This window comes from Spirillospora sp. NBC_01491, from assembly GCF_036227065.1.
Taxonomy (GTDB): domain Bacteria; phylum Actinomycetota; class Actinomycetes; order Streptosporangiales; family Streptosporangiaceae; genus Spirillospora; species Spirillospora xylanilytica.
The window spans coordinates 4664711-4687338 of record NZ_CP109432.1 but is presented as its reverse complement, the minus strand read 5'-3'; the positions used below and the strand labels follow the sequence as shown (position 1 = coordinate 4687338).

The 22628-nt window shown below is 70.5% G+C and carries 23 protein-coding genes and 1 riboswitch; of the genes, 13 read left to right on the top strand and 10 right to left on the bottom strand.

The window, feature by feature from the left end; translation table 11 throughout:
* The first annotated feature begins 196 nt into the window (after positions 1 to 196).
* The gene (locus tag OHA34_RS21805; protein ID WP_285940103.1) at positions 197 to 1804 is read left to right on the top strand and encodes an MDR family MFS transporter; all 1608 of its coding nucleotides are present in this window, start codon (positions 197 to 199) and stop codon (positions 1802 to 1804) included.
* Positions 1805 to 1907: 103 nt separating this feature from the next.
* On the opposite strand, the gene OHA34_RS21800 is transcribed toward OHA34_RS21805, so the two are convergent.
* The gene (locus OHA34_RS21800; RefSeq protein ID WP_285939870.1) at positions 1908 to 2303 is read right to left on the bottom strand and encodes an ATP-binding protein; all 396 of its coding nucleotides are present in this window, start codon (positions 2301 to 2303) and stop codon (positions 1908 to 1910) included.
* Positions 2304 to 2531: 228 nt separating this feature from the next.
* Between OHA34_RS21800 and OHA34_RS21795 the strand changes: the two genes are divergently transcribed.
* Both OHA34_RS21795 and OHA34_RS21790 read left to right on the top strand, forming a co-directional pair.
* Entirely contained in the window at positions 2532 to 3362 is an 831-nt protein-coding gene (locus OHA34_RS21795; RefSeq protein ID WP_285939871.1) for a helix-turn-helix domain-containing protein, read from the top strand.
* A gap of 4 nt (positions 3363 to 3366) precedes the next feature.
* The gene (locus OHA34_RS21790) at positions 3367 to 3564 is read left to right on the top strand and encodes a DUF397 domain-containing protein (protein ID WP_285939872.1); all 198 of its coding nucleotides are present in this window, start codon (positions 3367 to 3369) and stop codon (positions 3562 to 3564) included.
* Positions 3565 to 3702: 138 nt separating this feature from the next.
* Here OHA34_RS21790 and OHA34_RS21785 read toward each other — a convergent pair whose 3' ends face one another.
* Both OHA34_RS21785 and OHA34_RS21780 read right to left on the bottom strand, forming a co-directional pair.
* Positions 3703 to 3930, bottom strand: a complete 228-nt coding sequence (locus OHA34_RS21785) for a hypothetical protein (protein ID WP_285939873.1) — start codon at positions 3928 to 3930, stop codon at positions 3703 to 3705.
* Positions 3931 to 4005: 75 nt separating this feature from the next.
* The gene (locus tag OHA34_RS21780) at positions 4006 to 4158 is read right to left on the bottom strand and encodes a hypothetical protein (RefSeq protein ID WP_285939874.1); all 153 of its coding nucleotides are present in this window, start codon (positions 4156 to 4158) and stop codon (positions 4006 to 4008) included.
* 293 nt (positions 4159 to 4451) lie between these two features.
* Between OHA34_RS21780 and OHA34_RS21775 the strand changes: the two genes are divergently transcribed.
* Positions 4452 to 6125 (top strand): CocE/NonD family hydrolase, encoded by a 1674-nt coding sequence (locus OHA34_RS21775; RefSeq protein ID WP_329518741.1) that lies wholly within the window; start codon positions 4452 to 4454, stop codon positions 6123 to 6125.
* Positions 6126 to 6146: 21 nt separating this feature from the next.
* Here the strand turns inward: OHA34_RS21775 and OHA34_RS21770 are convergent, their stop codons facing one another.
* Together OHA34_RS21770 and def are read right to left on the bottom strand one after the other, a co-directional pair.
* Positions 6147 to 6446, bottom strand: a complete 300-nt coding sequence (locus OHA34_RS21770; protein ID WP_329518740.1) for a DUF4241 domain-containing protein — start codon at positions 6444 to 6446, stop codon at positions 6147 to 6149.
* Between the two features lie 471 nt (positions 6447 to 6917).
* On the bottom strand, positions 6918 to 7475 hold the full coding sequence (gene def, locus OHA34_RS21765; RefSeq protein ID WP_329518739.1) for a peptide deformylase: 558 nt from the start codon (positions 7473 to 7475) through the stop codon (positions 6918 to 6920).
* A gap of 174 nt (positions 7476 to 7649) precedes the next feature.
* Here def and OHA34_RS21760 point away from each other — a divergent pair, with 174 nt between their 5' ends.
* A complete protein-coding gene (locus tag OHA34_RS21760; RefSeq protein WP_329518738.1) occupies positions 7650 to 7862 on the top strand; it encodes a hypothetical protein in 213 nt (70 codons plus the stop codon).
* 176 nt (positions 7863 to 8038) lie between these two features.
* On the opposite strand, the gene OHA34_RS21755 is transcribed toward OHA34_RS21760, so the two are convergent.
* Together OHA34_RS21755 and OHA34_RS21750 are read right to left on the bottom strand one after the other, a co-directional pair.
* Positions 8039 to 8443, bottom strand: a complete 405-nt coding sequence (locus OHA34_RS21755) for a hypothetical protein (protein WP_285939878.1) — start codon at positions 8441 to 8443, stop codon at positions 8039 to 8041.
* Positions 8444 to 9279: 836 nt separating this feature from the next.
* The gene (locus tag OHA34_RS21750) at positions 9280 to 9480 is read right to left on the bottom strand and encodes a peptide deformylase (RefSeq protein WP_329518737.1); all 201 of its coding nucleotides are present in this window, start codon (positions 9478 to 9480) and stop codon (positions 9280 to 9282) included.
* Positions 9481 to 9545: 65 nt separating this feature from the next.
* Positions 9546 to 9794: riboswitch (cobalamin riboswitch) on the top strand.
* A gap of 118 nt (positions 9795 to 9912) precedes the next feature.
* Here OHA34_RS21750 and metE point away from each other — a divergent pair.
* Both metE and OHA34_RS21740 read left to right on the top strand, forming a co-directional pair.
* On the top strand, positions 9913 to 12186 hold the full coding sequence (gene metE, locus OHA34_RS21745) for a 5-methyltetrahydropteroyltriglutamate--homocysteine S-methyltransferase (RefSeq protein WP_329518736.1): 2274 nt from the start codon (positions 9913 to 9915) through the stop codon (positions 12184 to 12186).
* 56 nt (positions 12187 to 12242) lie between these two features.
* A complete protein-coding gene (locus OHA34_RS21740) occupies positions 12243 to 12530 on the top strand; it encodes a chorismate mutase (RefSeq protein WP_285939880.1) in 288 nt (95 codons plus the stop codon).
* A 58-nt stretch (positions 12531 to 12588) separates the two neighbouring features.
* Here the strand turns inward: OHA34_RS21740 and OHA34_RS21735 are convergent, their stop codons facing one another.
* On the bottom strand, positions 12589 to 13005 hold the full coding sequence (locus OHA34_RS21735) for an ATP-binding protein (RefSeq protein ID WP_329518735.1): 417 nt from the start codon (positions 13003 to 13005) through the stop codon (positions 12589 to 12591).
* A 674-nt stretch (positions 13006 to 13679) separates the two neighbouring features.
* Between OHA34_RS21735 and OHA34_RS21730 the strand changes: the two genes are divergently transcribed.
* Together OHA34_RS21730 and OHA34_RS21725 are read left to right on the top strand one after the other, a co-directional pair.
* Positions 13680 to 14942, top strand: coding sequence for a helix-turn-helix domain-containing protein (locus OHA34_RS21730; RefSeq protein WP_285939882.1), 1263 nt, complete (start codon positions 13680 to 13682; stop codon positions 14940 to 14942).
* Between the two features lie 184 nt (positions 14943 to 15126).
* Positions 15127 to 15831 (top strand): hypothetical protein, encoded by a 705-nt coding sequence (locus OHA34_RS21725; RefSeq protein WP_329518734.1) that lies wholly within the window; start codon positions 15127 to 15129, stop codon positions 15829 to 15831.
* Between the two features lie 151 nt (positions 15832 to 15982).
* Here the strand turns inward: OHA34_RS21725 and OHA34_RS21720 are convergent, their stop codons facing one another.
* Entirely contained in the window at positions 15983 to 16894 is a 912-nt protein-coding gene (locus OHA34_RS21720; protein WP_329518733.1) for a MerR family transcriptional regulator, read from the bottom strand.
* Positions 16895 to 16962: 68 nt separating this feature from the next.
* Here OHA34_RS21720 and OHA34_RS21715 point away from each other — a divergent pair, with 68 nt between their 5' ends.
* From OHA34_RS21715 to OHA34_RS21705, 3 genes are all read left to right on the top strand, one after another.
* Positions 16963 to 17718, top strand: a complete 756-nt coding sequence (locus tag OHA34_RS21715; protein WP_329518732.1) for a maleylpyruvate isomerase family mycothiol-dependent enzyme — start codon at positions 16963 to 16965, stop codon at positions 17716 to 17718.
* A 255-nt stretch (positions 17719 to 17973) separates the two neighbouring features.
* On the top strand, positions 17974 to 18996 hold the full coding sequence (locus OHA34_RS21710; protein WP_285939886.1) for a carbon-nitrogen hydrolase family protein: 1023 nt from the start codon (positions 17974 to 17976) through the stop codon (positions 18994 to 18996).
* A 142-nt stretch (positions 18997 to 19138) separates the two neighbouring features.
* Positions 19139 to 19840 (top strand): SMI1/KNR4 family protein, encoded by a 702-nt coding sequence (locus tag OHA34_RS21705; protein WP_329518731.1) that lies wholly within the window; start codon positions 19139 to 19141, stop codon positions 19838 to 19840.
* A gap of 130 nt (positions 19841 to 19970) precedes the next feature.
* Here the strand turns inward: OHA34_RS21705 and OHA34_RS21700 are convergent, their stop codons facing one another.
* Complete coding sequence (locus tag OHA34_RS21700) at positions 19971 to 20798, bottom strand: DUF1963 domain-containing protein (protein ID WP_329518730.1); 828 nt, start codon at positions 20796 to 20798, stop codon at positions 19971 to 19973.
* Positions 20799 to 21073: 275 nt separating this feature from the next.
* Here OHA34_RS21700 and OHA34_RS21695 point away from each other — a divergent pair, with 275 nt between their 5' ends.
* Positions 21074 to 22606: a serine/threonine protein kinase gene (locus tag OHA34_RS21695; RefSeq protein WP_329518729.1), complete on the top strand. Its 1533-nt coding sequence runs from the start codon at positions 21074 to 21076 to the stop codon at positions 22604 to 22606.
* The last annotated feature ends 22 nt before the right edge of the window (positions 22607 to 22628 follow it).

The window sequence follows — 22628 nt, the reverse complement described above, 5'->3', positions numbered from 1 at the left end:
AATGATGCTTGGTGGGAAATTTTGCCCAGTGGGAATATACTTCCCCGGTTCCGGCCTTGTTCTCTACGTCCCGGCGTTTCCTCCGGGCCCGTCCCGGCGTCCCGCACGCCGCCGTGCCGCCGCCCGTCCGGGCCGCACTCCCCAACCCCATGGAGGCAATCACTTGAGCGAGCAAGCTCCGCCCAAGGCAGCCCCGATGTCGCAACGGCAGATCCTGGAGGCCCTCAGCGGGCTGCTCCTGGTGCTGTTCGTGGCGATGCTCAGCGGGACCGTGGTCTCCACCGCGCTGCCGCAGATCATCGGTTCGCTCAAGGGCACCCAGTCGCAGTACACCTGGGTCGTCACCGCGACCCTGCTGGTCTCCACCGCCTCCACCCCGATCTGGGGCAAGCTGGCCGACCTCTACGACAAGAAGCGGCTGCTCCAGATCGGCATCGTCATCTTCGTCGGCGCCTCGATGATCTCGGGGCTGGCGCAGAACACCGAGCAGCTCATCGCCGCCCGCGCCGTCCAGGGCCTCGGCATGGGCGCGCTCCAGATCCTGGCGCAGATCGTGATGGCCGCCATGATCAGCCCGCGCGACCGGGGCCGCTACTACGGCTACCTCGGCGCGGTGATGGCGCTCGCCACCGTCGGCGGTCCGCTGCTCGGCGGGCTCATCGTGGACACCTCCTGGCTCGGCTGGCGCTGGTGCTTCTTCATCGGCGTGCCGTTCGCGGTCGTGTCCTTCGTGCTGCTCCAGAAGACCCTGCGGCTGCCGGTGATCCGGCGCCCCGGAGTGAAGATCGACTACCTGGGCGCGGCGCTGCTGGCGGGCGGCGTCAGCCTGCTGCTCATCTGGGTCACCTTCGTCGGCACGAACTTCGACTGGCTGTCCTGGCAGACCCTGGTCATGGTCGGCGCGGGCGTGCTCGTCCTCGCCGCCGCGGTGTGGGTGGAGTCGCGCGCCGCCGAGCCGGTCGTCCCGCTGAACGTGATCCGCCGCCGCAACACCGCGCTCGCGATCGTCGCCAGCCTCGCGGTCGGCATGGCGATGTTCGGCGGCGCGGTCTTCCTCGGCCAGTACTTCCAGATCGGCCGCGGCTACAGTCCGACCGAGGCGGGCCTGCTCACCTTCCCGATGATGCTCGGGGTGCTCGGCTCGTCCACCGTCGTCGGGCGGTTCACCACCAAGACCGGCAAGGTCAAGCCGTTCATCGTCGCCGGGACGGTCGCGCTGACCGCCGGGTTCGCCCTGCTCGCCACCATCGACCACCAGACCTCGCTGTGGTTCGTCGGCGCCGGGATGTTCCTGGTCGGCGTCGGCGTCGGCATGTCGATGCAGAACCTGGTGCTGGTCGTGCAGAACTCGGTGCATCTGAACGAGGTGGGCGCGGCCAGCGGCTCGATCACCTTCTTCCGCTCGCTCGGCGGGACGATCGGGGTGTCGGTGCTCGGCGCCGTCCTGGCCAACCAGGTCACCGCCAACATCACCCACGGCCTGGCCCGCCTCGGCATGTCAGGCTCGGGGAGCAAGGCCGGCGGCGATCTCGACGTCGACGGGCTGCCCGCCCCGATCCGCGAGGTCGTGCGGGCCGCGTACGGCGACGCGACCAGCCGGATCTTCCTGATCTCCGCCGCCATCGCCGTCGTCGGCATCGTCGCGGCGGCGTTCCTCAAGCCGGTCATGCTGCGCGACAGCCTCGACATGCCCGCCGACGCCCCCGCAGGCCCCGCCGACGCCGCGGCGGCCGTGGACACCCTCCCCGCGGACGGCCTTCCGGGCGGCGGCGTGTCCGAGGACAGCGCGTCGAGGAGGCGCTGACCGGCGGTTCGACGCCGTTGCGGGACACCCGGTCCCGCGCCGCACCGCGCGTCGCGGTGCTGTGCCGCAACCACCGCGGCATGGTCGAATCGCTCGTCGCGTGTCAGATGGCGGCGGGACCGGCCTGGACGTCGACCTCGAACCACAGATGGGTCTGCCGGGGGGTCTGCTCCAGGCCCCATTCGGTGGAGAGGGCGTCGATGACGGCCAGGCCGCGGCCGTGGTCGATGCGGCCCCGCCCGAACAGGTCGGCGCGGCCGGGGCCGTCGTCGCGGACCTCCACCCGCACCCGGTGGCCGTCGGTGGAGACACTGACACGGGTGACGCCCGAGCCGTGCAGCACGGCGTTGGCGATGGCCTCGGCGGACATCAGCTCGATGTCGTCGAGGACGGTCGCGTCGGAGATGACCTTGGCGGCCCGCTCGCGGACGGTGCGCCGCGCGGCCTGGCCCTCGTCCCGCCCGCCGTGCAGGGCGACCTGCTCGCCCAGCTCTTCCATCGGAGCCGTCACGACCTGGGGCCCGGGGCCGCGGCGGTGGGCCGCCGGCGCGCGAGACCGCGCGGGACGGTGCCTGCCGTACCGACTTTCACTGCATCACCACACTGAGATTCGAGAGCGCACCGCAATCATTCACCTGCGATGGGTGATCGGGCAATGCACTGTGCAATTGATCTTGTCCATTTGTGGCCGAGGTCACTCGGACCGTCCCCTGGAACACTTAGCGTCATGGCGACAGTTAGACAGCGGCGGCTCGCCCGTGAACTCCGGCGGCTGCGCGAGGGCGCCGGGCTCCGGCCCGCCGCCGTCGCCCGCGAGCTCGGCTGGGATCGCTCCAAGATCAGCCGGATCGAGACCGGCCGCACCAGGCCCAGGGAGGACGACGTCGGCGCGCTGCTCGACCTGTACGGCTGCGCGGGCTCGGACCGCGAGGTCCTGTTGGACATCTCCAGGGAGACCCGGCGGCGCAACTGGTGGACGTCCTTCGGCGACGTCTTCGACGGGACGTTCGTCGCCCTGGAGGACGGCGCCGCCGAGATCCTGTCGTGGCAGCCGCAGGTCGTGCCGGGCCTGCTCCAGACCGAGGACTACGCGCGGGCGGTGATCTCGGCCGCGCGGCCCGGATGCGCGCCCGCCGAGGTGCACCGGCGGGTGCGGGCCCGGATGGCGCGCCGGCCGCTGCTGAGCCGCCCGGACGACGCCCCGCGCCTTCACGCCGTCCTCGACGAGGCCGTGGTGCGCCGCGCGATGGGCGGGGCTGACGTGATGCGGACGCAGGTCGCCGAGTTGTGGGCGGCGGCGCACCGGCCCAATGTCACGGTGCAGATCCTGCCGTTCGCGGCCGGGGAGCACGCGGGCGTGGACGGCCGGTTCGTGATCCTCGGCTTCGCCGGCGCGGACGACCCGGACGCGGTGTACGTCGAGTCGGCCGTGGGCGACGCGTATCCGGAGGCCCCCGACCAGGCGGCCCGGCTTAGGCTGGCCTGGGAGCGCCTGCGCGGCGCGGCCCTCTCGCCAGAGGACTCGGCGGCGCTGCTCGCCGAGCTGAGTAGGGAGTGATCTAGTGACAACGGATCTCTCGTCGGCCTCGTGGGTGAAGTCCACCAGGTGCGGTGGCGGACAGGACTGCGTGGAGGTGGCCCGGAACATGCCCGGTGTCGTGGCGGTCCGTGATTCCAGTGACCCGCACGGGCCGGCGCTGGTGTTCGACGCGGGCACCTGGCGGGTCTTCACCGAGCGGCTGAGAGGCGGCCGGTCCTGACCGTTCCCGGAGCGCGATGGGCGAGCCCCCGGGACCGGTCGCGGTTCCGGGGGCCTCTAATGTAGTGCCGCGCCCACGGTAGGACTTGACGCTTTGGTCGCACATGGGGAAAAAATCAAACTTCAGCGCCCGGAATGCTCACTCCGCGCCGGGGTGGATGTCACCCGCCGGGACTTCAGCGCAGCTTCCAGATCCAGCCCAGATGCCCGCCTCCGCCGAAGCGGTGTTCGACGCGGGCGAGAAGCAGATCGACACGGCCCGCAGGGTCGCGTCCCGCGGCCGGGCGGGCCCGCCGTCCGGGTCCGGGACGAGCCCGAAGATCGCATCGAGCTCCAGCGCCGGCAATCTCGCCTCGTCCGAGATCATGCCGAGAGGCTAACCGCGTTCTCGGCGGTCGGGGGGTGAGCCCGGCCCGGGGTGGAGCCCCGGGCCGGGGGCGGGTCAGCGGCCTCGCTGGAGGCGGCGGGCCGGCATCTGCCGGGCGTTGCGGTTGGCGAACGCCGCTCGGTTGAAGTCGGGCGTCTTGCGCCTGCCCTTCTTCTTGGCCTTCTCGAAGGGATTGACGCCTTCTTGGTTCTGGTTTATGGCGCGCATAAAGAGACCACCTCCGGGCATGCGTGAATTCGGCCGCGAAAGGACCGACGAAAGGTAGGGCGAGAAGGGCCACGCACGTCTTCGGCACGGTCCTGAGCAGGCAGGACGGGGTGCGGAAGAGTGGTGTGGCGCCGGGAGTGGGAGCAGTGCCGCAGCCTTGCTGCGGGCGGCTCGACCAATGAGGATCAGATCTCCATGGCTCAAATGGTGCCGGAGGGGTGGAGTGGTGTCAACCCATTAATCGCGGGAGGATCATCGAGGGCAGGTGACCGCGCGCTGGAGGGATGTGCCGCATGGCCGAACGAGACGTCCGCCGGAGGGGCGCCGCCCTGCTCGACCGCCTCCTCGGGCTGCCCGCGGCCACGGCCCCGGGCGTGGACGTGGACGTGCACCGTGCTCTGCGGGTGCCGATGCCGGACGGGGTGACGCTGCTGGCCGACCGATACGTCCCGCGCCGGGCGGGCGGCCCGGCGCCGGTGGTCCTGCTGCGCACGCCGTATGGCAGGCACCGGCCCGAGATGCGGCTGTTCGCGGGGGTCCTCGCGCGGCGCGGCCTCCAGGTCGTGGTGCAGAACATGCGGGGGGTGTCCGGGTCGGGCGGGGAGTTCCGTCCGTTCCACGACGAGCGGGACGACGGGCTGGCGACGGTCGCGTGGCTGCGGGAGCGGCCGTGGTGCGACGGGCGGGTCGCGACGGCGGGGGCCAGCTACCTCGGGTTCGCCGAGTGGGCGATCGGGGCGTACCTCGATCCGCCGCTGGAGGCGATGGGGCTCGGGGTCACCGCGTCGGAGTTCGTCCACTCGTTCTACCCGGGCGGCGCGCTCGGCCTGCACAACCTGCTGCTGTGGTCGTCGTCGATCGGCACGCAGAAGGAGGCGCCGCTGGGCGGGCTGCTGCCGAGCCCGCTGCACGTCCGCCGGGTGCGGCGGGCGATGGGCCGGCTGCCGGTCGGCGAGGCCGACCTCGCGGCGATCGGCCGGCCGGAGCCGTTCCTGCGGGAGGTCGTCGGCCATATCGATGACCAGGAGTTCTGGGCGGAGACCGACCACAGTGCCGGTGTCGCGGGGACGACGGCACCGGTCAGCATGGTCACCGGGTGGTGGGATCTGTTCCTGCGCCGGCAGCTCAAGGACTTCGCGGCGCTGCGGGCCGCCGGGCGGGAGGCCCGGATCACCGTCGGGCCGTGGGGGCACGATCTCAGGGCGCTGCGCGCGACGCTCCTCGACCAGGTCTCATGGCTCAGCGCCCATCTGCTGGACGACACCGCGCAACTGCGCCGGGCGCCTGTGCGGGTCCATCTCCAGAACGCGAACCGCTGGCTGGACTTCGAGCACTGGCCGCCCCGCGAGTCGACCCCGACGCCGCTCTTCCTCGTGCGCGCGCGGGAGCTGGAGTGGGACGCGCCCCTGAAGGACGGGGCGGTGAAGTTCACCTACGACCCGTCCGATCCGACACCGACGACCGGTGGCCCGCTCCTGTCCCCGGCCAAGGGCAAGCAACAGGAGAACGGCGCCATCGAGGTCCGCCCGGATGTGGTCGTCTTCACCGGCGCGCGGCTGGAACGCGACCTCGATCTCGTCGGTCCGGTGTCGGCGACGGTGTACGTGCGCACCGATCCCGGGTACGCGGACGTGTTCGTGCGGCTCTGCGACGTCGACGCCACGGGGGTCTCGCGGAACGTCACCGACGGCATCCTGCGCCTCCGTCCAGGGCGGGGCGGGCAGGACGGCGTCGTCCGGGCCGAGGTGGAGATGCATCCGACCGGTTACCGGTTCCGGCGGGGGCACCGGCTGCGGGTGCAGGTCGCGGGCGGCGCGTTCCCGCGTTTCGCGCGCAACCACGGGACGGGCGAGCCGGTCGCCGCGGCCGTGCGGACGGTGCCGATCAGGTTCGAGGTGTTCACCGGACCGGACCGTCCCACGGCGGTGACGCTGCCCCTGCTGGACGGTCGGCCGCGCCCGGCGTAGAGCGTTTCGAGCCGCTTGGCCCTATTCGTCGCCGAGGACGATCCGAACGCGCACGAGGTCTCCGGCGGCGTCGCGGTCGGCATACACGGGGAACAGGCCGTCGCCCCAGCCCGTCATGAAGCACAGCGTCCAGGTGCCGCCGACCTCGATCCGTCCGGCCTCGTGCTCGGACGCGCGGACCTGCGCCATCACCTGCCAGTGGTGCGAGTGCGGCCGGAAGTCGAGGCCGAGGCGCCGGTCCGGGTCGGCGGCTATCCAGTCCTCGATGTCGATGGCGAGTTCGTCGGCCTCGTCGACGTCGAGGTCGGTCCAGCCGTGCACGCCGTCCTCGCCGGGCCGGCCGAGCAGGGGGGGCGTCGAAGTGGGCCGCGGCCTCGCCCGCCGAAAGGCCCCAGAACGCCAGATCGGCGAGCCCGTCGAGCGGGTCGTCGTCGTGCCGCCAGGAGGCGAGCCCGTCGGCGTCGGTGAGGCTGAGCCGCGCCGCGTCCACCTTGACGGTGCCGAGCGGTGCGGACGACACCGGCTCGGTGTCGCCCACCTGTACCGACACGCTCTCCCAGCGGTCGCCGAACGGCGGCCCGTAGTCGGTGCGGACGCCGCTCGGCGTCCGGTCCGGTGATCGTCAGGTCGGCCGCCTCGTCGGCCCGCGGCGGCGCGCCGCCGGACCACAGGCCCAGATGACCCGTGTCGGCGATCACCAGCCGGCCGGACGGGCAGGTGATGCTTCCCAGCCTGACGGTCCGCTCGCGTCGGGAGATCATCGGCGCAGTATGCCGCGAATCGGACGCGATCTCAGCCGTCCGCCGCAGCGCCCTCCGCCTCCGCCGCGGCCTCGGCGCGGAGCTCGGCGTACTGCTTGAGCACCTTCTTGCGCGACCGGCCGGACAGGCGGTCGATGTAGAGCTTGCCCTGGAGGTGGTCGGTCTCGTGCTGGAGGCAGCGGGCGAGCTGGCCCGTCCCCTCGATCGTGACGGGGGCGCCCTGGAGGTCGAAGCCGTGGCAGGTCGCGCGGTCGGGACGGGCCAGCTTCGCGTACGGGCCGGGCACCGAGAGACACCCCTCGTCGCCCTCGTCGAGGCGCCGCTCGCCCAGCTCGGGCAGGTCGACGGTGGGGTTGACGACGGTGCCCTTGTGCTGCCGGCCGTCGGCGTCGTCGCAGTCGTAGACGAACACCCGCAGGTCGACGCCGATCTGGTTGGCGGCGAGCCCGACGCCCTCCGCCGCGTACATGCTGGCGAACATGTCGTCGGCCAGTTCGGCGAGCGCGGCGTCGAAGTTCTCGACCGTCCGGCAGGGCTGGTGCAGGACCGGTGTCCCCACCAGCGTGATCGGTCGTACCTGTCCGGACATCGCGTCCCTCCCTGGAGTCTCGTGCAAGCCTAGCCACAGCCGACAGGGGCGGAGGATCGCGTGTCTATACTCGCGGCTGCGGATGGTTCACCCGTGCCGCCTCGGCGGGACGGGAACGACCGCCGTCATACGCACTGATCCGGTCAAGGGTTGGGAAGCGACGGCCAGTAGGACGTGCCGGGTCCGGCACGGTGCCCGTCCAACACCTTCTCGCTGTACGACCAGGTGCTCGACACGACGGTGCTGGTCGACGCGGTCCCCGAGCGCTTCCGCGACCGCGGCGGGCTGGACGCCTACTTCGCCTCACCGACCACCGGGCACGCATCACCAGACCCGATGGAATCGAGGGCGACCGCACCCGCAACCACATCTACTCACGGCCGGTAATGTGAGTCTTCAAAAGAAGTTCACGCGAATCGGTGTCATTCTGATTGTGGCAGTAGTTGGGTGATCGTTGCCGAATTCGACTTTCAGGGATCAAGGGCGGCGCCGGTCCAATCAACGGCCGGCACGTCGGGACGCTCGCCCAGATAGGAGCGGCGACTCTATGTCCCCGCATGGCGTCACGACGAGGAACGAGTCACCAACGCGAACCCGACAGCTCCAACCAGGAAAGCAGAGGAAAGTCCCACAAAGCCTGACCAGAGGGACCCCAAGGGCGACGCCGTTGATGTACCGACCGCAATACCCACGAGAGCACCGAAAAGAACAGCGACCAACAAGCCCAACCACCGCCGAGGCGGACGGTGCGCCAGCGCTCCGACCATGGGGAGCATGAGCGGAACCACCGCAACCGCCCATCCCACAACTGGAGGACCCCCAAACAGCAGAAGCTTCACGCCGAGTCCCGCTGCAGCAACAGCGACCGCAATGATCGTCCAGACGATCAGCTTGACCGGGCCGAACCGTTCATCCGACCGACCAGGCTCATAAGCGCTGCCCACCTCGAACCACCAGAACGCCAGCATGTCGGCCATCATGTCCGCCAGGCCCTGCCGCCACCCAGGAACCCGAGATGTGTCCGGGTCATCCGTAATTTGAATCCCCTCACTCATGTCGAAGGTGAATCGGCCGTTTGGTTTCAATCATTGCAGCGAGTCGCGTTAAATGACCTTATCATGTTGATTGGTGAAACATCCAACTTCGCTCCAGTGCCGACCTCACGCCGCGACCATCGCGCGCTCCTGGGGGCCCGGCCGGTCATGGGGTGCACGCACGTACGGCCGTCACGTTCAGGCCGCAGGTCAACGAGCCAGGTTCGCCCACGCCCGTTGTGGCCGCCTTGTCCGCGTTGAACTCCATCAACGCACTACTAACCAGGGTTAATTGGGTTCAGCGGAGTGCTCTACCCCAGACCGAGGTCGGCCCGGAGGCTCTACACCCACTGGAGACACTCATGGACAAGTCCATAACCGGGGCGATGATGTGCCCCGAATGGGCACGGCTCGGCAAGCCGTGCGGAACATGCTCCATATGTAAACCAACTACGTTCTGATCCCCCCGCCGGCCTGGCCAACCACTGGAGTGGTGTCCGTTGCGCCCACGTCAGGCCAGCCGGGGGTTGCCACGCGCCCGGCCGACCCCGGGGACTGCCGGGGGAGGGGGAGAAGAGAGCCCCCGAAGCCGATGGGAGGGGTCACCGGCTTCGGGGCTCTCTGCCGTCAGTCGGTGCACCAGACCGGTTCGAGAAGCTCGGGGTTGAAGGTCACACGGCCCTTGCCCGCCGGATGGATGACTACTGCATGAAGCGCCGATCGAACATACGTCCGCTTGGTGGACACCGGAAGAAAGAAGGACTCCGACGTCATCTCTCCCGCAGCAAAGCGCCGGGAAAGCTTGACCCGATCTGGTTGGCGGCGAGCCCGACGCCCTCCGCCGCGTACATGCTGGCGAACATGTCGTCGGCCAGTTCGGCGAGCGCGGCGTCGAAGTTCTCGACCGTCCGGCAGGGCTGGTGCAGGACCGGTGTCCCCACCAGCGTGATCGGTCGTACCTGTCCGGACATCGCGTCCCTCCCTGGAGTCTCGTGCAAGCCTAGCCACAGCCGACAGGGGCGGAGGACCGCGTGTCTATACTCGCGGCTGCGGATGGTTCACCCGTGCCGCCTCGGCGGGACGGGTGTCGTAAGAGGGAACCCGGTGCGGCGACGTCGATCTGATCGGCCGAGCCAATTCCGGGACTGCCCCGCAGCGGTGAACGGGAACGACCGCCGTCATATGCACTGATCCGGTCAAGGGTTGGGAAGCGACGGCCAGTAGGACGTGCCGGTCCGGCACGGTGCCCGTGAGTCCGAAGACCTGCCTCCGCCCGCGCGCCGCCCGGCGCGCGGTGGTCCACGGCCTCGTGGGAAGGCCCGGAACGCCGCGGTGTGCATTCGCCGTGCGGCCCGTGCCCCTCCCCGCGTCGCCGTGGAACGGCCTGACGAGGGAGAGCCGGCATGACGATCGACACGACGGTCCTGGGATATCCGCGGATCGGACCGGACCGCGAGCTGAAGCGCGCGACCGAGGCGTACTGGGCGGGCGGGCTCGACGCCGCCGGGCTGGAGGCCGCCGCGTCCGGGCTGCGCCGCTCGGTGTGGACGGGGCTGCGGGACGCGGGACTCGGGCTGATCCCGTCCAACACCTTCTCGCTGTACGACCAGGTGCTCGACACGACGGTGCTGGTCGACGCGGTCCCCGAGCGCTTCCGCGACCGCGAGGGGCTGGACGCCTACTTCGCGATGGCGCGCGGCGCCGAGGGCGTCCCCGCGCTGGAGATGACCAAGTGGTTCGACACCAACTACCACTACCTGGTGCCCGAGCTCGGGCCGGACACCCGCTTCCGGCTCGCCGACCCGGTGAGCGCCAAGCCGCTCGCCGAGTACCGGGAGGCCAGGATCCTCGGGATCGAGACGCGGCCGGTGCTGGTCGGGCCGCTGACCTACCTGCTGCTGGCCAAGCCGGCGCCGGGCGCGCCCGCGGGTTTCCGGCCGCTCGACCTGCTGGACGGGCTGGTCGAGGTGTACGCCGAGCTGCTGGAACGGCTCGCCGGGGCGGGCTGCGCGTGGGTGCAGCTCGACGAGCCCGCGCTCGCCGCCGACCGCACCGACGAGGAACTGGATGCGCTGCGCCGCGCGTACGACCGGCTGTCCGGGCTGCCGTCCCGTCCCCGCCTGCTGGCCGCCACCTACTTCGGGGAGATCGGCGGCGCGCTCCCCGTCCTGGCCGGGACGGCCGTGGAGGCGATCGGGCTCGACTTCGTCGCCGGGCCCGGCAACCTGAAGGCGCTCGCCTCCATCGGCGGGCTGCCGCGCCGGACGCTGGTCGCCGGGGTGGTGGACGGGCGGAACGTCTGGCGGGCCGACCTGTCCGCGTCCCTGTCGGTCTGCGCGTCCCTGCTCGGGCTCGCCGGGGACGTGGTGGCCGGCACGTCCTGCTCGCTGCTGCACGTCCCGCTCGACCTGGGCGCCGAGCCCGGCCTGGACGACGGTCTCCGCGGCCGGCTCGCGTTCGCCCGGCAGAAGGTCGACGAGGTGGTGCTCCTCGGCCGCGCCCTCCGCGAGGGCCACGAGGTGATCGCCTCCGCCGCGGCCGAGACCCGCGCCGCGGCGGAGGCGGGAACCCGCTCGGACTACCGCGTCCGGGCCCGGCTGGACGCTCTCGGCGACGGCACCGTCCGCGCCGACCCGGCCGCGCGGTTCGCCGCGCAGCAGGAGGCGCTGGGGCTGCCGCCGCTCGCGACGACCACGATCGGCTCGTTCCCGCAGACCGCAGAGGTGCGGCGCGCCCGCGCCGACCACCGCGCCGGACGGATCGACACCGCCGCCTACGAGCAGGTCATGCGGGACGAGATCGACCGCGTCATCGCGCTCCAGGAGGACCTCGGCCTCGACGTCCTCGTGCACGGCGAGCCGGAGCGCAACGACATGGTGCAGTACTTCGCCGAGCAGCTCGACGGGTACGCCGCCACCGCCAACGGCTGGGTGCAGTCGTACGGGACGCGCTGCGTCCGGCCGCCGATCCTGTTCGGGGACGTGGCCCGTCCCGAGCCGATGACCGTCCGCTGGACCACCTACGCGCAGTCGCGGACGCGGCGTCCGGTCAAGGGCATGCTGACCGGGCCCACGACCATGCTGGCCTGGTCGTTCGTCCGCGACGACCAGCCGCTCGGCGACACCGCCCGGCAGGTCGCGCTGGCGCTGCGCGACGAGATCCGCGACCTGGAGGCGGCCGGGATCGGCATCATCCAGGTCGACGAGCCCGCCCTCCGCGAGCTCCTCCCGCTGCGCGCCGCCGACCAGCCCGCGTACTTCGCCTGGGCGATCGCCGCGTTCCGGCTGGCCACCTCGGGCGTCGCCGTGACCACGCAGATCCACACGCACATGTGCTACTCGGAGTTCGGCGAGGTCATCGGCGCGATCGGCGACCTGGACGCCGACGTCGCCAGCGTCGAGGCGGCCCGTTCCCACATGGAGCTGGTCACCGACCTCAACGCGGCGGGCTACGCCGCGGGCATCGGCCCCGGCGTGTACGACATCCATTCGCCGCGCGTCCCTGAGGTGGCGGAAATGGAGGACTCCCTCCGGCGCGCCCTCCAGACCATCACCCCCGCGCGTCTCTGGGTGAACCCCGACTGCGGCCTCAAGACCCGCGACTACCCGGAGACCGAGGCGTCCCTGCGCAACATGGTCACCGCCGCCCGCAACATCAGAGCGGCCCTCCCCGCCTGACACCGTCCGCGGCCTGCCCCGGGCCATGGGGCAGGCCGTTGTGTGACAATTGGGACATGATCGACCCGACGTCCCTCGCGGAAGTCCGCGCCCGCATCGACGGCATCGACGACGACCTCGTCCGGCTGCTGGCGGACCGGCAGGCGCTGGTGCGGGCCGCGGCGGAGTTCAAGGCCGACGAGCAGGCCGTACGCGCGCCCGCGCGGGTGGAGCAGGTGGTGGCCAGGGCCCGCGAACGTGCGCTGGCGGCGGGCCTGTCCCCGGACGTCGCCGAGCCGGTCTGGCGCGCGATGATCACCGCGTTCATCGACCTGGAGCTCACCGAGCACGCCGCCCGGAAGTAGCCGTCCGATCGGAACCGCGCCTCAGTGTGGTGGCCGGGACACGTGACGTACGGCCCCGTCACCGGCTTCTGACGCCGTCACCTTGGCAGTCTGCCGCGATCCGGCACCACACGGTTTTGCCGCCGGCGGTCTCAAACCATCCCCAGGACGCCGAAAGGTGCGCGACGATCGCGAGCCCCCGTCCCGATTCCGCGGCGCCGCCCGGATCGTCCGCGCGAGGCAGCCGCCCGCACCACCCGCCCGCGTCCGACACCTCGACGCGCAGGGCGCCCGGTTCGAGCAGCAGGCAGATCGTGATCACGTCGTCCGGCCGGTGCGGCGCGTGCAGGACCGCGTTGCCGGTCAGTTCGGACGCGCAGGTCAGCAGATCATCGATCGCGGACGCGAGTCCGGCGGACGGTTCCGTGATCTCCTTCGCGAGCCGATCACGGATCCACCGCCGCGTCTCACCGACCTCCCGCCGGTCGTAACGCATCACCCGCACCCCGACGACGAGGCACTTTCCCCGCGCCACATCACCGGCCCCCGCGAGCGCGGTGCCAGGTTGCGGGGGCGCGGTGCCGGGTGCTCGGACAGCGGGCGTGTTCGCGGTCACCAGGCCACCGACCTCGACTTGAGGATGTCGCGGAGCCATCGCCGGAGGGCTCGCCTCCGGGAGACGGGGCGCAGTGGCACCGGGTCCTGGGGGACGGCAGGCGTCGGCCGCACCGCCACACCGGTCTGAGCGCGGACATGTCGGGATTGAAGTGACATTTGCGGTCTCAATGCGTCCAATCGTCGCCATAGTTCGCTGTAGGTTTCGGCCTCGACCAATCCATGGTCCGTTCCCCGGGGCATTGCCCACCAATGGCCGGTGTACTCGCCATGCCAGATCACGAACCCGGGGAATTCGATCTTGAAGCGGCGGAGCACCTGATCTAGATCGACGTCCAGTGCCGCCCATGGGGGCGTATCCACTAGATTGTTCATAGGCCACGACTGCCTTTCGTGGTTCAGGCCCCGGAACTCGGTGTGGTAGCACCGGTCCGGGGCCGACTTGTCTTCCGCACCATGTAAGGGCCGTGGCGGGGTTACCGTGAAGATGTTGACTGTTGTGCGCACCGGTCGCGCAACAGATCAACACCCCGTTGACGCGGATTGGTGCGATTTATGGCGACGTTCGGTGCTACTTTGCGCGGTTTGATGGCTGATCGTGGACTGGGGCTGCGCGAGCTGGCCAGGAAGGTGCCGTGCGACCCCGGGCACCTGTCACGGGTGTCGCACGACCAGACTCGGCCGTCCGTGAAATTCGCGGAGGCGCTTGAGTGGACCCTGGAGGCCCCCGGCGAGCTCCGGCCCCTCCTACCCGGCAAGCGAGCCGCATCGCGCGCTACGTTGGAACCGGAAGCCGCCCAGGAAACGGACGAAGACGTGAGACGTCGCGAGGCTCTCCAACTGCTCGCCGCGCTCGGCGTGGGCGCCGGTGCGCTCGGCTCCACCGGCGAATCGGTCCGTCAGCTGCTGGCTCTGACCCTCGACAGCGAACCTCGTGACCTGGACGAATGGCATCTGACCATTTCGGATCACCTGCACGCGTTGCGGACGCGTCCGCCTGAGCGGGCCCGTGACGGCCTGGTCGTCGATCTGCTGGCCGTCCAGCGTCAGCTACAGACCGCCGATGTTCGGCAGGTGACCGAGCTTCAGCGCGTCACGGCCGCGCTGGCGATGCTGCACGCGAACATCCTGACCCGGCTGGGTGACCACGGGGCCGCGATCCACTGGTCCCGGACGGCCAAGGCCGCCGCCGACGCGTCCGGTGACCTCGAACTGCGCTTGCTGGTCCGCGCCGAGGAGGCGGGGCTGGGGTTGTACGGCCAGCGTGGTCCGGAAGCCGTACTCCAGCTCGTTCGCAAGGCCCAGTACATCGCGGGCGGCTCGGCATCGGTCGCGCTGGCCAGATTCGATCTCGCCCAGACGCAAGTGAAGGCGCTGTCCCTGCTCGGCAGGCACGAGGAGGCGAAGCAACGCGTTCGCCGGCTCAACATATCCGTTCCGGACGATTTGCGTGATGGGCCCATTCCGGCCTACTGGACCGGCGACCAGATGCATTTCGCTGAGAGCTGGGTGTACGCCCACGCGGGCGAGGAGAGTCGCGCTGATGACGCCCGCGAACGGGTCCTTTCGTATGGGCCTGATTATGTGTACGGCGTGAATGTTCGCCTGCACGAGGCCCTGTGCGTCACCGTGAACGGCGGGGTGGAACAGGGGGCGCGTCAGGCCGTGGAGATCCTTTCCGAACTCTCGGTGTCCCAGCGAGTCCAGATGATCACTGAGACGGGGAAGGCCGTGCTGCGCGCGGTTCCGCCGGGGCAGAGGGAGCGTCCCGCCGTTCGGGAGTTGCGTGCGATCACCGGGAGGACGGCGCTCGGCTGAGTCGGGGCCGGGGAGCTGGCCCGGTTCTGGAAGTGGACCGAGGTGGACCGGGCCTGACCAGGCGAGATCGATCCCTGGTGGAGTGGTGGACTTCCACTCCCCTCAAGACGACACGCCGGTGGTCCCATCAACATGCCACCACCAGCCCAAGGTCGTTTCTGCCGTTGAGACTAGGGTTGCTGCCGTGGCTTTGGACGTGAACGTCGGGATGTTTCTGTGCGCGGAAGATGAGGGCTGGGGCGGCGAATACCAGGAACGGTTCCTTGCCGACATCAACGCGACATTGCATCAGCTCGGCCTGCCGGAGCATCGCGAGCCCCGCACGCTCGCCGAGATCCACCCCCCGCTGGACCCGGGCACCGACCCCTGCCTGCTCGGTGCCCGGTTGGGTTCCTACGGCTCTGAGAAATACCAGCGGCTCGCCGACTTCGCCCGGCACCTGGCCGTCCTTGGCGCTGTGCCCCCGGCCGACCATCCGTACGACGCCCTCGCCGAACAGCGTTACGACGACCTACCCGACCGGCGGGCGGGCTTCGACCACGTCATCGCCACCGCGACCGGCATGGACACCGTCGTCCTGCCGCAACAGTTCGACGAGGTCGCCTACGGCACCGATAGACCAGTCGCACACGGCCTCCTCGTCTCCGCCCACCGGCTGCGCATCGAGAGCGTGATGCTGGGACACGCGTTCCGCTACGCAGACTCCCGCGGCCACGACTGGATCAGCGACAGCGTCCTGGACGACGATTCGTTCGCGCACCTGAACGCACGCATCGATGACGACCCAGACGTGAAGCAGGCATGGGCGAACGAGGCCGACCTGTGCCACCGGCTTCTCAGCGCGGCCACCGACGTCCTCCGCAGCGGCGCGCTGGGCATCACCGGGTGACCGGTTGCGGACCGGCACACTCGCTGTCCGCCTGCCAACGCTCGATCTGTCCGCCATACAGCACTCCACTGACCGCCCACCAGGTGCTGCCCGCGGACGGCTCCGGGGCCCGCGTCACCGGCGACCGAGCAGAACACGGAGTCCGCGGGGGTCAGGTGAGGGATCGTTCGAGGGCGTCGAGGAGCCAGGCGAGGATCGAGCCCGCGGAGACGGGGCCGTGCGTGATCTCGGTGGTCAGGGTCCAGTAGCGCTGGACGGCCGGGTCGCGGTCCAGGGCCGAGTTCGCCAGCAGTTCGCGTCGGAACGCGGGGGTGTCGCGGCGGCCCCGGGCCGAGGCGTGGGCGGTCACGAAGCAGTCGAGGGCCAGGTCCGGGGCCCGTCCCGTGCCCATCAGGGGGAGGGCCAGCTCGGCCGCCGTGCCGATGCCGATCACGAGGGCGTTCTCGTCGGGGATCTGCTTCCGGTTGGCCCAGGAGCGTGCCTGTAGCCGCCTGGTCAGCGAGCGGTCGCCGACCAGGGCGACCATCTCGGCGTACGCGACGACCTGGCGGGTGGTCGGGTCGGCGGGCGGGTCGGGCACGTTCATGGCGACGAAGGTGTCGAACACCTCCGGCCGCAGCGGGGACAGGATGACGCGGCGCCAGAAGGCGACCAGGGCCTCGCGCGCGGCGCGTCCGCCACCGGCGGCGGAGAGCAGGTCCAGGCGCGCGGCCCGCTCGGACGGGGCGGCCTCCTCGATCGCGCGGAGCGAGGCGTGCCGCCAGGCGAGCGCCGCGAGCTCGACGTCGAGCGCGGCGCGTTCGGCGGCGACGGCCTCGGCGACGGAGCGCTCGCCGGTCAGGACGTGCGCGATCGCGGGCAGGCCCATACCGAGGTTCCGCAGGCTCCGCACCAGGTTGAGCCGGTCGACGGCGGACGCGTCGAACCTGCGGTGCCCGCCCTCGCTGCGCCGGGACTCCAGGATCCCCTCGTCGCAGTAGAAGCGGATGGTCCGGACGGGCACGCCGGTCGACCGGGCCAGGTCGCCGATGCCGAACAGCGTCCCGTCCGTGTCCTTGGTCACGACCCCTTGAACCTCCACCTCGGTGGAGTTCTTACGTTAGGGGCATCCCGATGGACAGGAGGCACGACATGAGAACGCTGGACGTCGAGCGGCTCGCGGAAGGGCTGTGGGAGCAGAGCGGCTTGTTCGCGGACGCGGTCGACGGCGCGGACCCCGACGGGCGCGTGGACACCTGCCCGGAGTGGCGGATCCGGGACCTCGTCGTGCACCTCGGCCAGGCCCACCGGTGGGCGGCGGGGGTCGCGCGGACCGGTGCGCCCGCGCCCGCGCCGGACCCGGGCGCCGCGGACCCCGGCGGCCCGGACGCCTGGTCCGGGTGGCTGCGCGCCGGCGCCCAAGAGCTGATCGAGGCCGTCGGCGACGGCGGGACGGTGGTGTGGACCTTCACCGGTCCGCGGCCGTCGGTGTTCTGGCTGCGCCGGATGCTGCACGACACCTCCGTCCACCAGGGGGACGCGGCGCTCGCCCTCGGCACCGCCTTCGAGATCGCGCCCGACCTCGCGGCCGACGCGATCACCGAGGGGCTCGAGCTGCTGACCGCGCCCGGCGCGGAGGCGATCAAGTCCGACCTCGCCGAGCTGCGCGGTGACGGCCAGACCCTCCAGGTGCTGCCCGCGGACGGGCCCGAGGGGTGGCTGATCACCCGGACCCCCGGCGGGCCGAGGTGGGAGCACGGGTCGTCCGGCGGGGACGTGGTGGTGGCCGGGCCCGTGGCCGGGCTGCTGCTGGTGCTCACCAGGCGGCTCCCCGCGGACGGCTCCGGGGCCCGCGTCACCGGCGACCGCGCGCTGCTGGACCACTGGCTGGCCCACACCGCGATGTGATCTGGGCCCGCCTCGAAGTGAGGTGAGCGTCGGCGGTGTCGCGGCCGGTCATCACCCGAAGAGGGGCGGAGGAGGCCCTGGGCGAGGTTGACGGTGGCCGGCGGTCAGGAGAACATGCTCGCGGCGTGGCCTACGCCTCACCTCCCTCGGCCGTCCCCGGCACGGTCTGGCACGGAGGCAAAGGGACTTGGTCTCAGGTCGCTGTCGTGGTCCGATCGTCTTGGACGTGGTCGCCGGGGGGCTCGCGTTCGGGACGTGGAAGGCCAGATGACAGCCAACAGGAATCTCAAGCGCCAGGTACGTGCCCGTGCCGCCAAGACGGGCGAGTCCTACACCACTGCCCTGAGGCACGTGCGTCCGGCGCCGTCAGGAGGCGCGAAGCCGGGCGCCTTCGGTGTCCGGCTGGCCGTGGCGCAGACCATCGTCCACCATGACCCGGGCAATTTCGTTGAGCTGCGCGAAAGCGGGCATCAGGTGCGCCGTCTGATGCGCGAAGCCCACCAGGCCGGCGCGAGGATCGTGCATTTCACCGAGGGGGCGAGCTGCTTTCCCCACAAGCGGGTGATGTCGGTCGAGGGGCCGGGCAGGATCGGTCCGGCTGACTGGAGCAGGTTCGCGTGGGGGGTACTCCGGCAGGAACTGGCCGCGACGGCGGAGCTGGCGCGAGAACTCATGCTGTGGACCGTCCTCGGTTCCACGCATCGGCTGACCCCGCCTCACCGGCCGCACAACAGCCTGTACGTGATCTCTGACCGGGGCGACGTGGCGACGCGTTACGACGAGCGCATGCTGTCGGACACCAAGGTCTCCTACATGTACACGCCCGGCTCCACCCCGGTCACGTTCGAGGTCGACGCGGTCCGGTTCGGATGCGCGCTCGGAATGGAGGTCCATTTCCCCGAGATCTTCAGCGAGTACGAACGGCTCGATGTCGACTGTGTGCTGTTCTCGACGACGGGCGGGGCACCCGGCAGCGGGGCGGCATTCGCCACCGAGGCACAGGGACACGCGGCCACCAACGGCTACTGGACCAGCTTCTCCGTCCCCGCCCAGCACAGCACGATCACGCCCTCAGGAGTCATCGGTCCCGGTGGCGAATGGGCGGCCCAGTGCTCCCGGGACCAGAGACCGGCGGTGGTGGTCGTCGACATCGACCGCGACCCGGCCGACCATGCGAACCCCCAGGCCCGGCTGTGGCGCCGCAACGCCCGAGCAGGTCTCTACGACGACTACTTCGCTGAACACGACCCGCGAAGCGATGACCGCAGCGAATTTTAGCGACCGATCACGTGTGGGCACGGATTCTGTCGAGGAGTACACCTAGGCCGTGCCCCGTAGATCTTGTAGGTGACGCCTGCCCCTTTCGGCCGCACGTTGAACGCGACCCGATCGAGGCCGGCATGTGGAAGTATCTCCTGCCATGAGTTTCGACTTTCGTGCTGCACTGGACGTGCTGGCCCGGAGGATTGAGCAGAACCCCATGCTGGAACTGTTCTCGTTCGAGGTGTGTGCGCCCGTTTCGGAGGAAGCAATCAAGGACGCTGAGGCGCGCTTCGGGGCGCCTTTGCCGGCGCCGCTGCGTCGGCTCTACCGGACGCTCGGCAGCGCCACCCTCCAGTGGTGTTTCAGATCAAGCCTTGACGAGCAAAATCGCCAACAAATATCCGAGAAACCCCCGAACACGATCGCCGAGCACGGCCTCTTCGATGGATCCATCGGGATTGCGTCACTGGAGAACGTGCTGTTCAACCCCGAGTACACCCCACTGCAACTTGAATACGAATCTGAATTCATTTTCGACGGGACCGTGTACGGCGACAATGAGTTCTGTCGTATGGTGCGCCACTTCGACACGGTCGACGACTGTTACGCGATGTCGTTCATCGTTCAGCCGGACCGTACGGACTGGAAGATGATGCTTCTCGGCGATTACTGGATCGAATACGACTATTCGAGGGTGGCCTACCTGGAGGACTACCTCAGGTACGTCATCGCCACATGGGGCCTGGTGGACGCCCGCGAAGAACTGTTCAGCGAGTACCGTGGCGACCTGCGCGAACCACTGCGCTTCGACCCCGACCTCGCTGCCGCCCGGGTCCCGACGATCTTGTCGGCCATGTGATCCGGCACCGCCCTCGCGTGTCCGGTGATCATGTGACTGGAGCATGGGGCCAGATGCGGATGGATTCCATCAGAGGGATGAACCGCGGCGCGTCGCCATGCTGGCCAGAAGTGATAAGGCGGATGATCTACTAGGGGAAGTCCGGTTCGGCCACTGCCTGAGTGAAGTCACCGTCGCGCAGCGCCTTGGTGGGGATGAGGAAGTGCAGCCCCCCGCCTTCAGGGAATTCCCATTCCGCGAGGTTGCTGGAGATCCGGAGCAGGCGCGTGTACTCGCCCTGGGGATCGGGGAGGAGTCGGTGGGTCGCCTCCTCCGCCGTCCAGCCGAAAGCCTGATCGACTCCGAGCGGGCCCGGATAGTACTGGTCCTCCGGAAAGTCGCCGAACATGAGCAGGGCGTCGGCTTCGAGCCGGTCGGCTTCGATGCCGGGATCAGGAGTGAAGTCGAAGTCTTCGATGAGGCTTTCGAGGGACATGAACGAGCCACTGGAAATGAGGCCGGGCAGCGTGAGATCGGGGCGGGCGTTCAGCGGGACCGCCGCGAAGCCGCGCTCGGGCTGCGGTGCCGTGACCGCGACGGCGCGTGCCGGATCCGCCGGAACGACCCGGCAGATCGCCGGGTCATCGAGGTCGTAGCCCGATGGCGCGGTGTCGAGATAGAAGAAGTTGAGCAGCCCGGGACGGCAGGGCAGTTCGTCCCCGAGCCACGGCGCCAGCTCGTCGGTGTCCAGCACGGCGAAGAGGACGAGCGGTAGGTCGTCGCACCTCGGCCACGGTGTCCCTGGATCCAGCAGCGCGGGTCCGCCCAGCCGGCACCGGCCGGTCGCGGGCCGGGCATCGTTCGCCGGGGTGAGATCGAATCCCGGACGGGCCAGGGCGGCGAGTTGCGGCCCCAGAGCTGCGCCCAGCCTTTCGGTGCACAGCCTGTGGACAGCGGCCGTCTCGGTCGGAAGATCCATGCGCCAATACCAGCACAGACCGCCGCCGAATTCGCCTCATGGTCGTGATCGCGTGGGGACGCACCGGTCAAAGCCGGTGGACCCAGGTCCTCAGCTCACTTGGCGGCCGTCGGCGCGCGAACGCAGGACGGGTTCGGCGTCGGTGCGGAGAAAGCCCGTCGCCTCGGCGACACGCCGGCTGGCGGTGTTGGCACGCCCCGCCGCATTCTGGCATCCGTGGATATGATCGCGCCTGATCCGATGTTGGAGGACGCGTGCCGGAATGGATGGCCCTGTTGCCCACGGATCTGGAAAAGGTGGGGCCGTACCGCCTCGAGGGTCGGCTGGGCACCGGCGGCCAGGGCACGGTCTATGTCGGTGGCGAGAAGCCGGGGCAGCGGGTGGCGATCAAGCTGCTCCATCCGCACCTGGTCACCGATGAACGGGCCCGGACGCGGTTCCTGAGCGAAGTCGAGATCGCCAAGCGGGTGGCCCCGTACTGCACGGCGCAGGTGCTCGACAGCGGCGTCGCGAACGAACAGCCCTACATTGTCAGCGAATTCGTGGACGGGCCGTCGCTCCAGGAGTCGGTGCGCGGCACGGGACCGCGCGGCGGGGCGGCGCTGGAACGGCTCGCGTTCAACACCGTGACCGCGCTGGCCGCGATCCATCAGGCGGACGTGGTCCACCGGGATCTCAAGCCGGGCAACATCCTGCTGGGACCGGACGGCCCGGTGGTGATCGACTTCGGGATCGCCCTGGCCCTGGACCTCAGCCGGTCGATCATCACCAGCCAGGTCGTGGGCAGCCCCGGCTACATGGCGCCCGAGCAGATCTCCGGGGACACGGTCGGACCGGCGGCCGACCTGTTCGCCTGGGGGGCGACCATGGTCTTCGCCGCCACCGGGCAGCGGGCCTTCAGCGGCGAGTCGATCCCCGCGGTCATGCAGGCGATCCTTCATGGCGAGCCGAACCTGGAGGCGCTGGACGGCCGCCTCGGCGCCGTCATCCGCGCCTGCCTGGACAAGGACCCCGCCAGGCGGCCGACCGCCGAGCAGGTCGGCAACGACCTGCGCGCCCTGCCGGGCCCGGCCTGGAACACCGGGGGCGCCCCGGTCGCCGCGCTCCAGTCCGAGCCCGCGAGCGAGGCGGGGGGCACGAGCGAGGACGAGCCCGCGCCCGCGAAGGCGCCCGAGGACACGAGCGAGGACGAGCCCGCGCAGCCGCCCGAGGCGGGCCGGGGCGACGAGACGGCCCCCGCCGGCGGGGGCAAGCGCCGTCGCCTGGCCGGGGTCGGTGCGGCGGTCCTGGTCCTGCTCGCGGCATTGGGGCTCGCCTACTCCGTCATATCCCCTGACAAGGGGAGGTCCGGCTCGCTGCGGACGCCGGGCTCGGCCGGGCCATCGGGCGGGACGTCCGGCAGTCCGCCGGCGTCGCCCGGCCCGTCCGGCAGCAAGGGGGACGCGAGCCGGGCGCCGTCGGCCGGGACGCCGGCGACTCCGGCGGCCGGTGCTGGGCGGCAGTCCCCGGGCCGTCCGGATGGGGCGCCGAACACCGGCGGCTCGAAGGCTCCGGCGACCAAGAAGCCGTCCTCGCGGCCGAGCGGGGGCGGGCAGCCCTCGTCCGGCCCGAAGGTGATCGGGACCGTGTCCATCAGCGATATGAACGGCTACTGCCGGTCCAAGGGGTACGCCGGCAGCGGGGGCCCCTGGAACAGTTGGTGCTACGGCCCCGGCGGGGAGCAGGTCAGCATGACGAGCGTCTGCCGCTGGGCCTATCCGGGCCACCCGAACGTCAAGGCGGACGGGACCACCTGCAAGGAGTACTGAACGGCGGCGACGAGCGGCACCG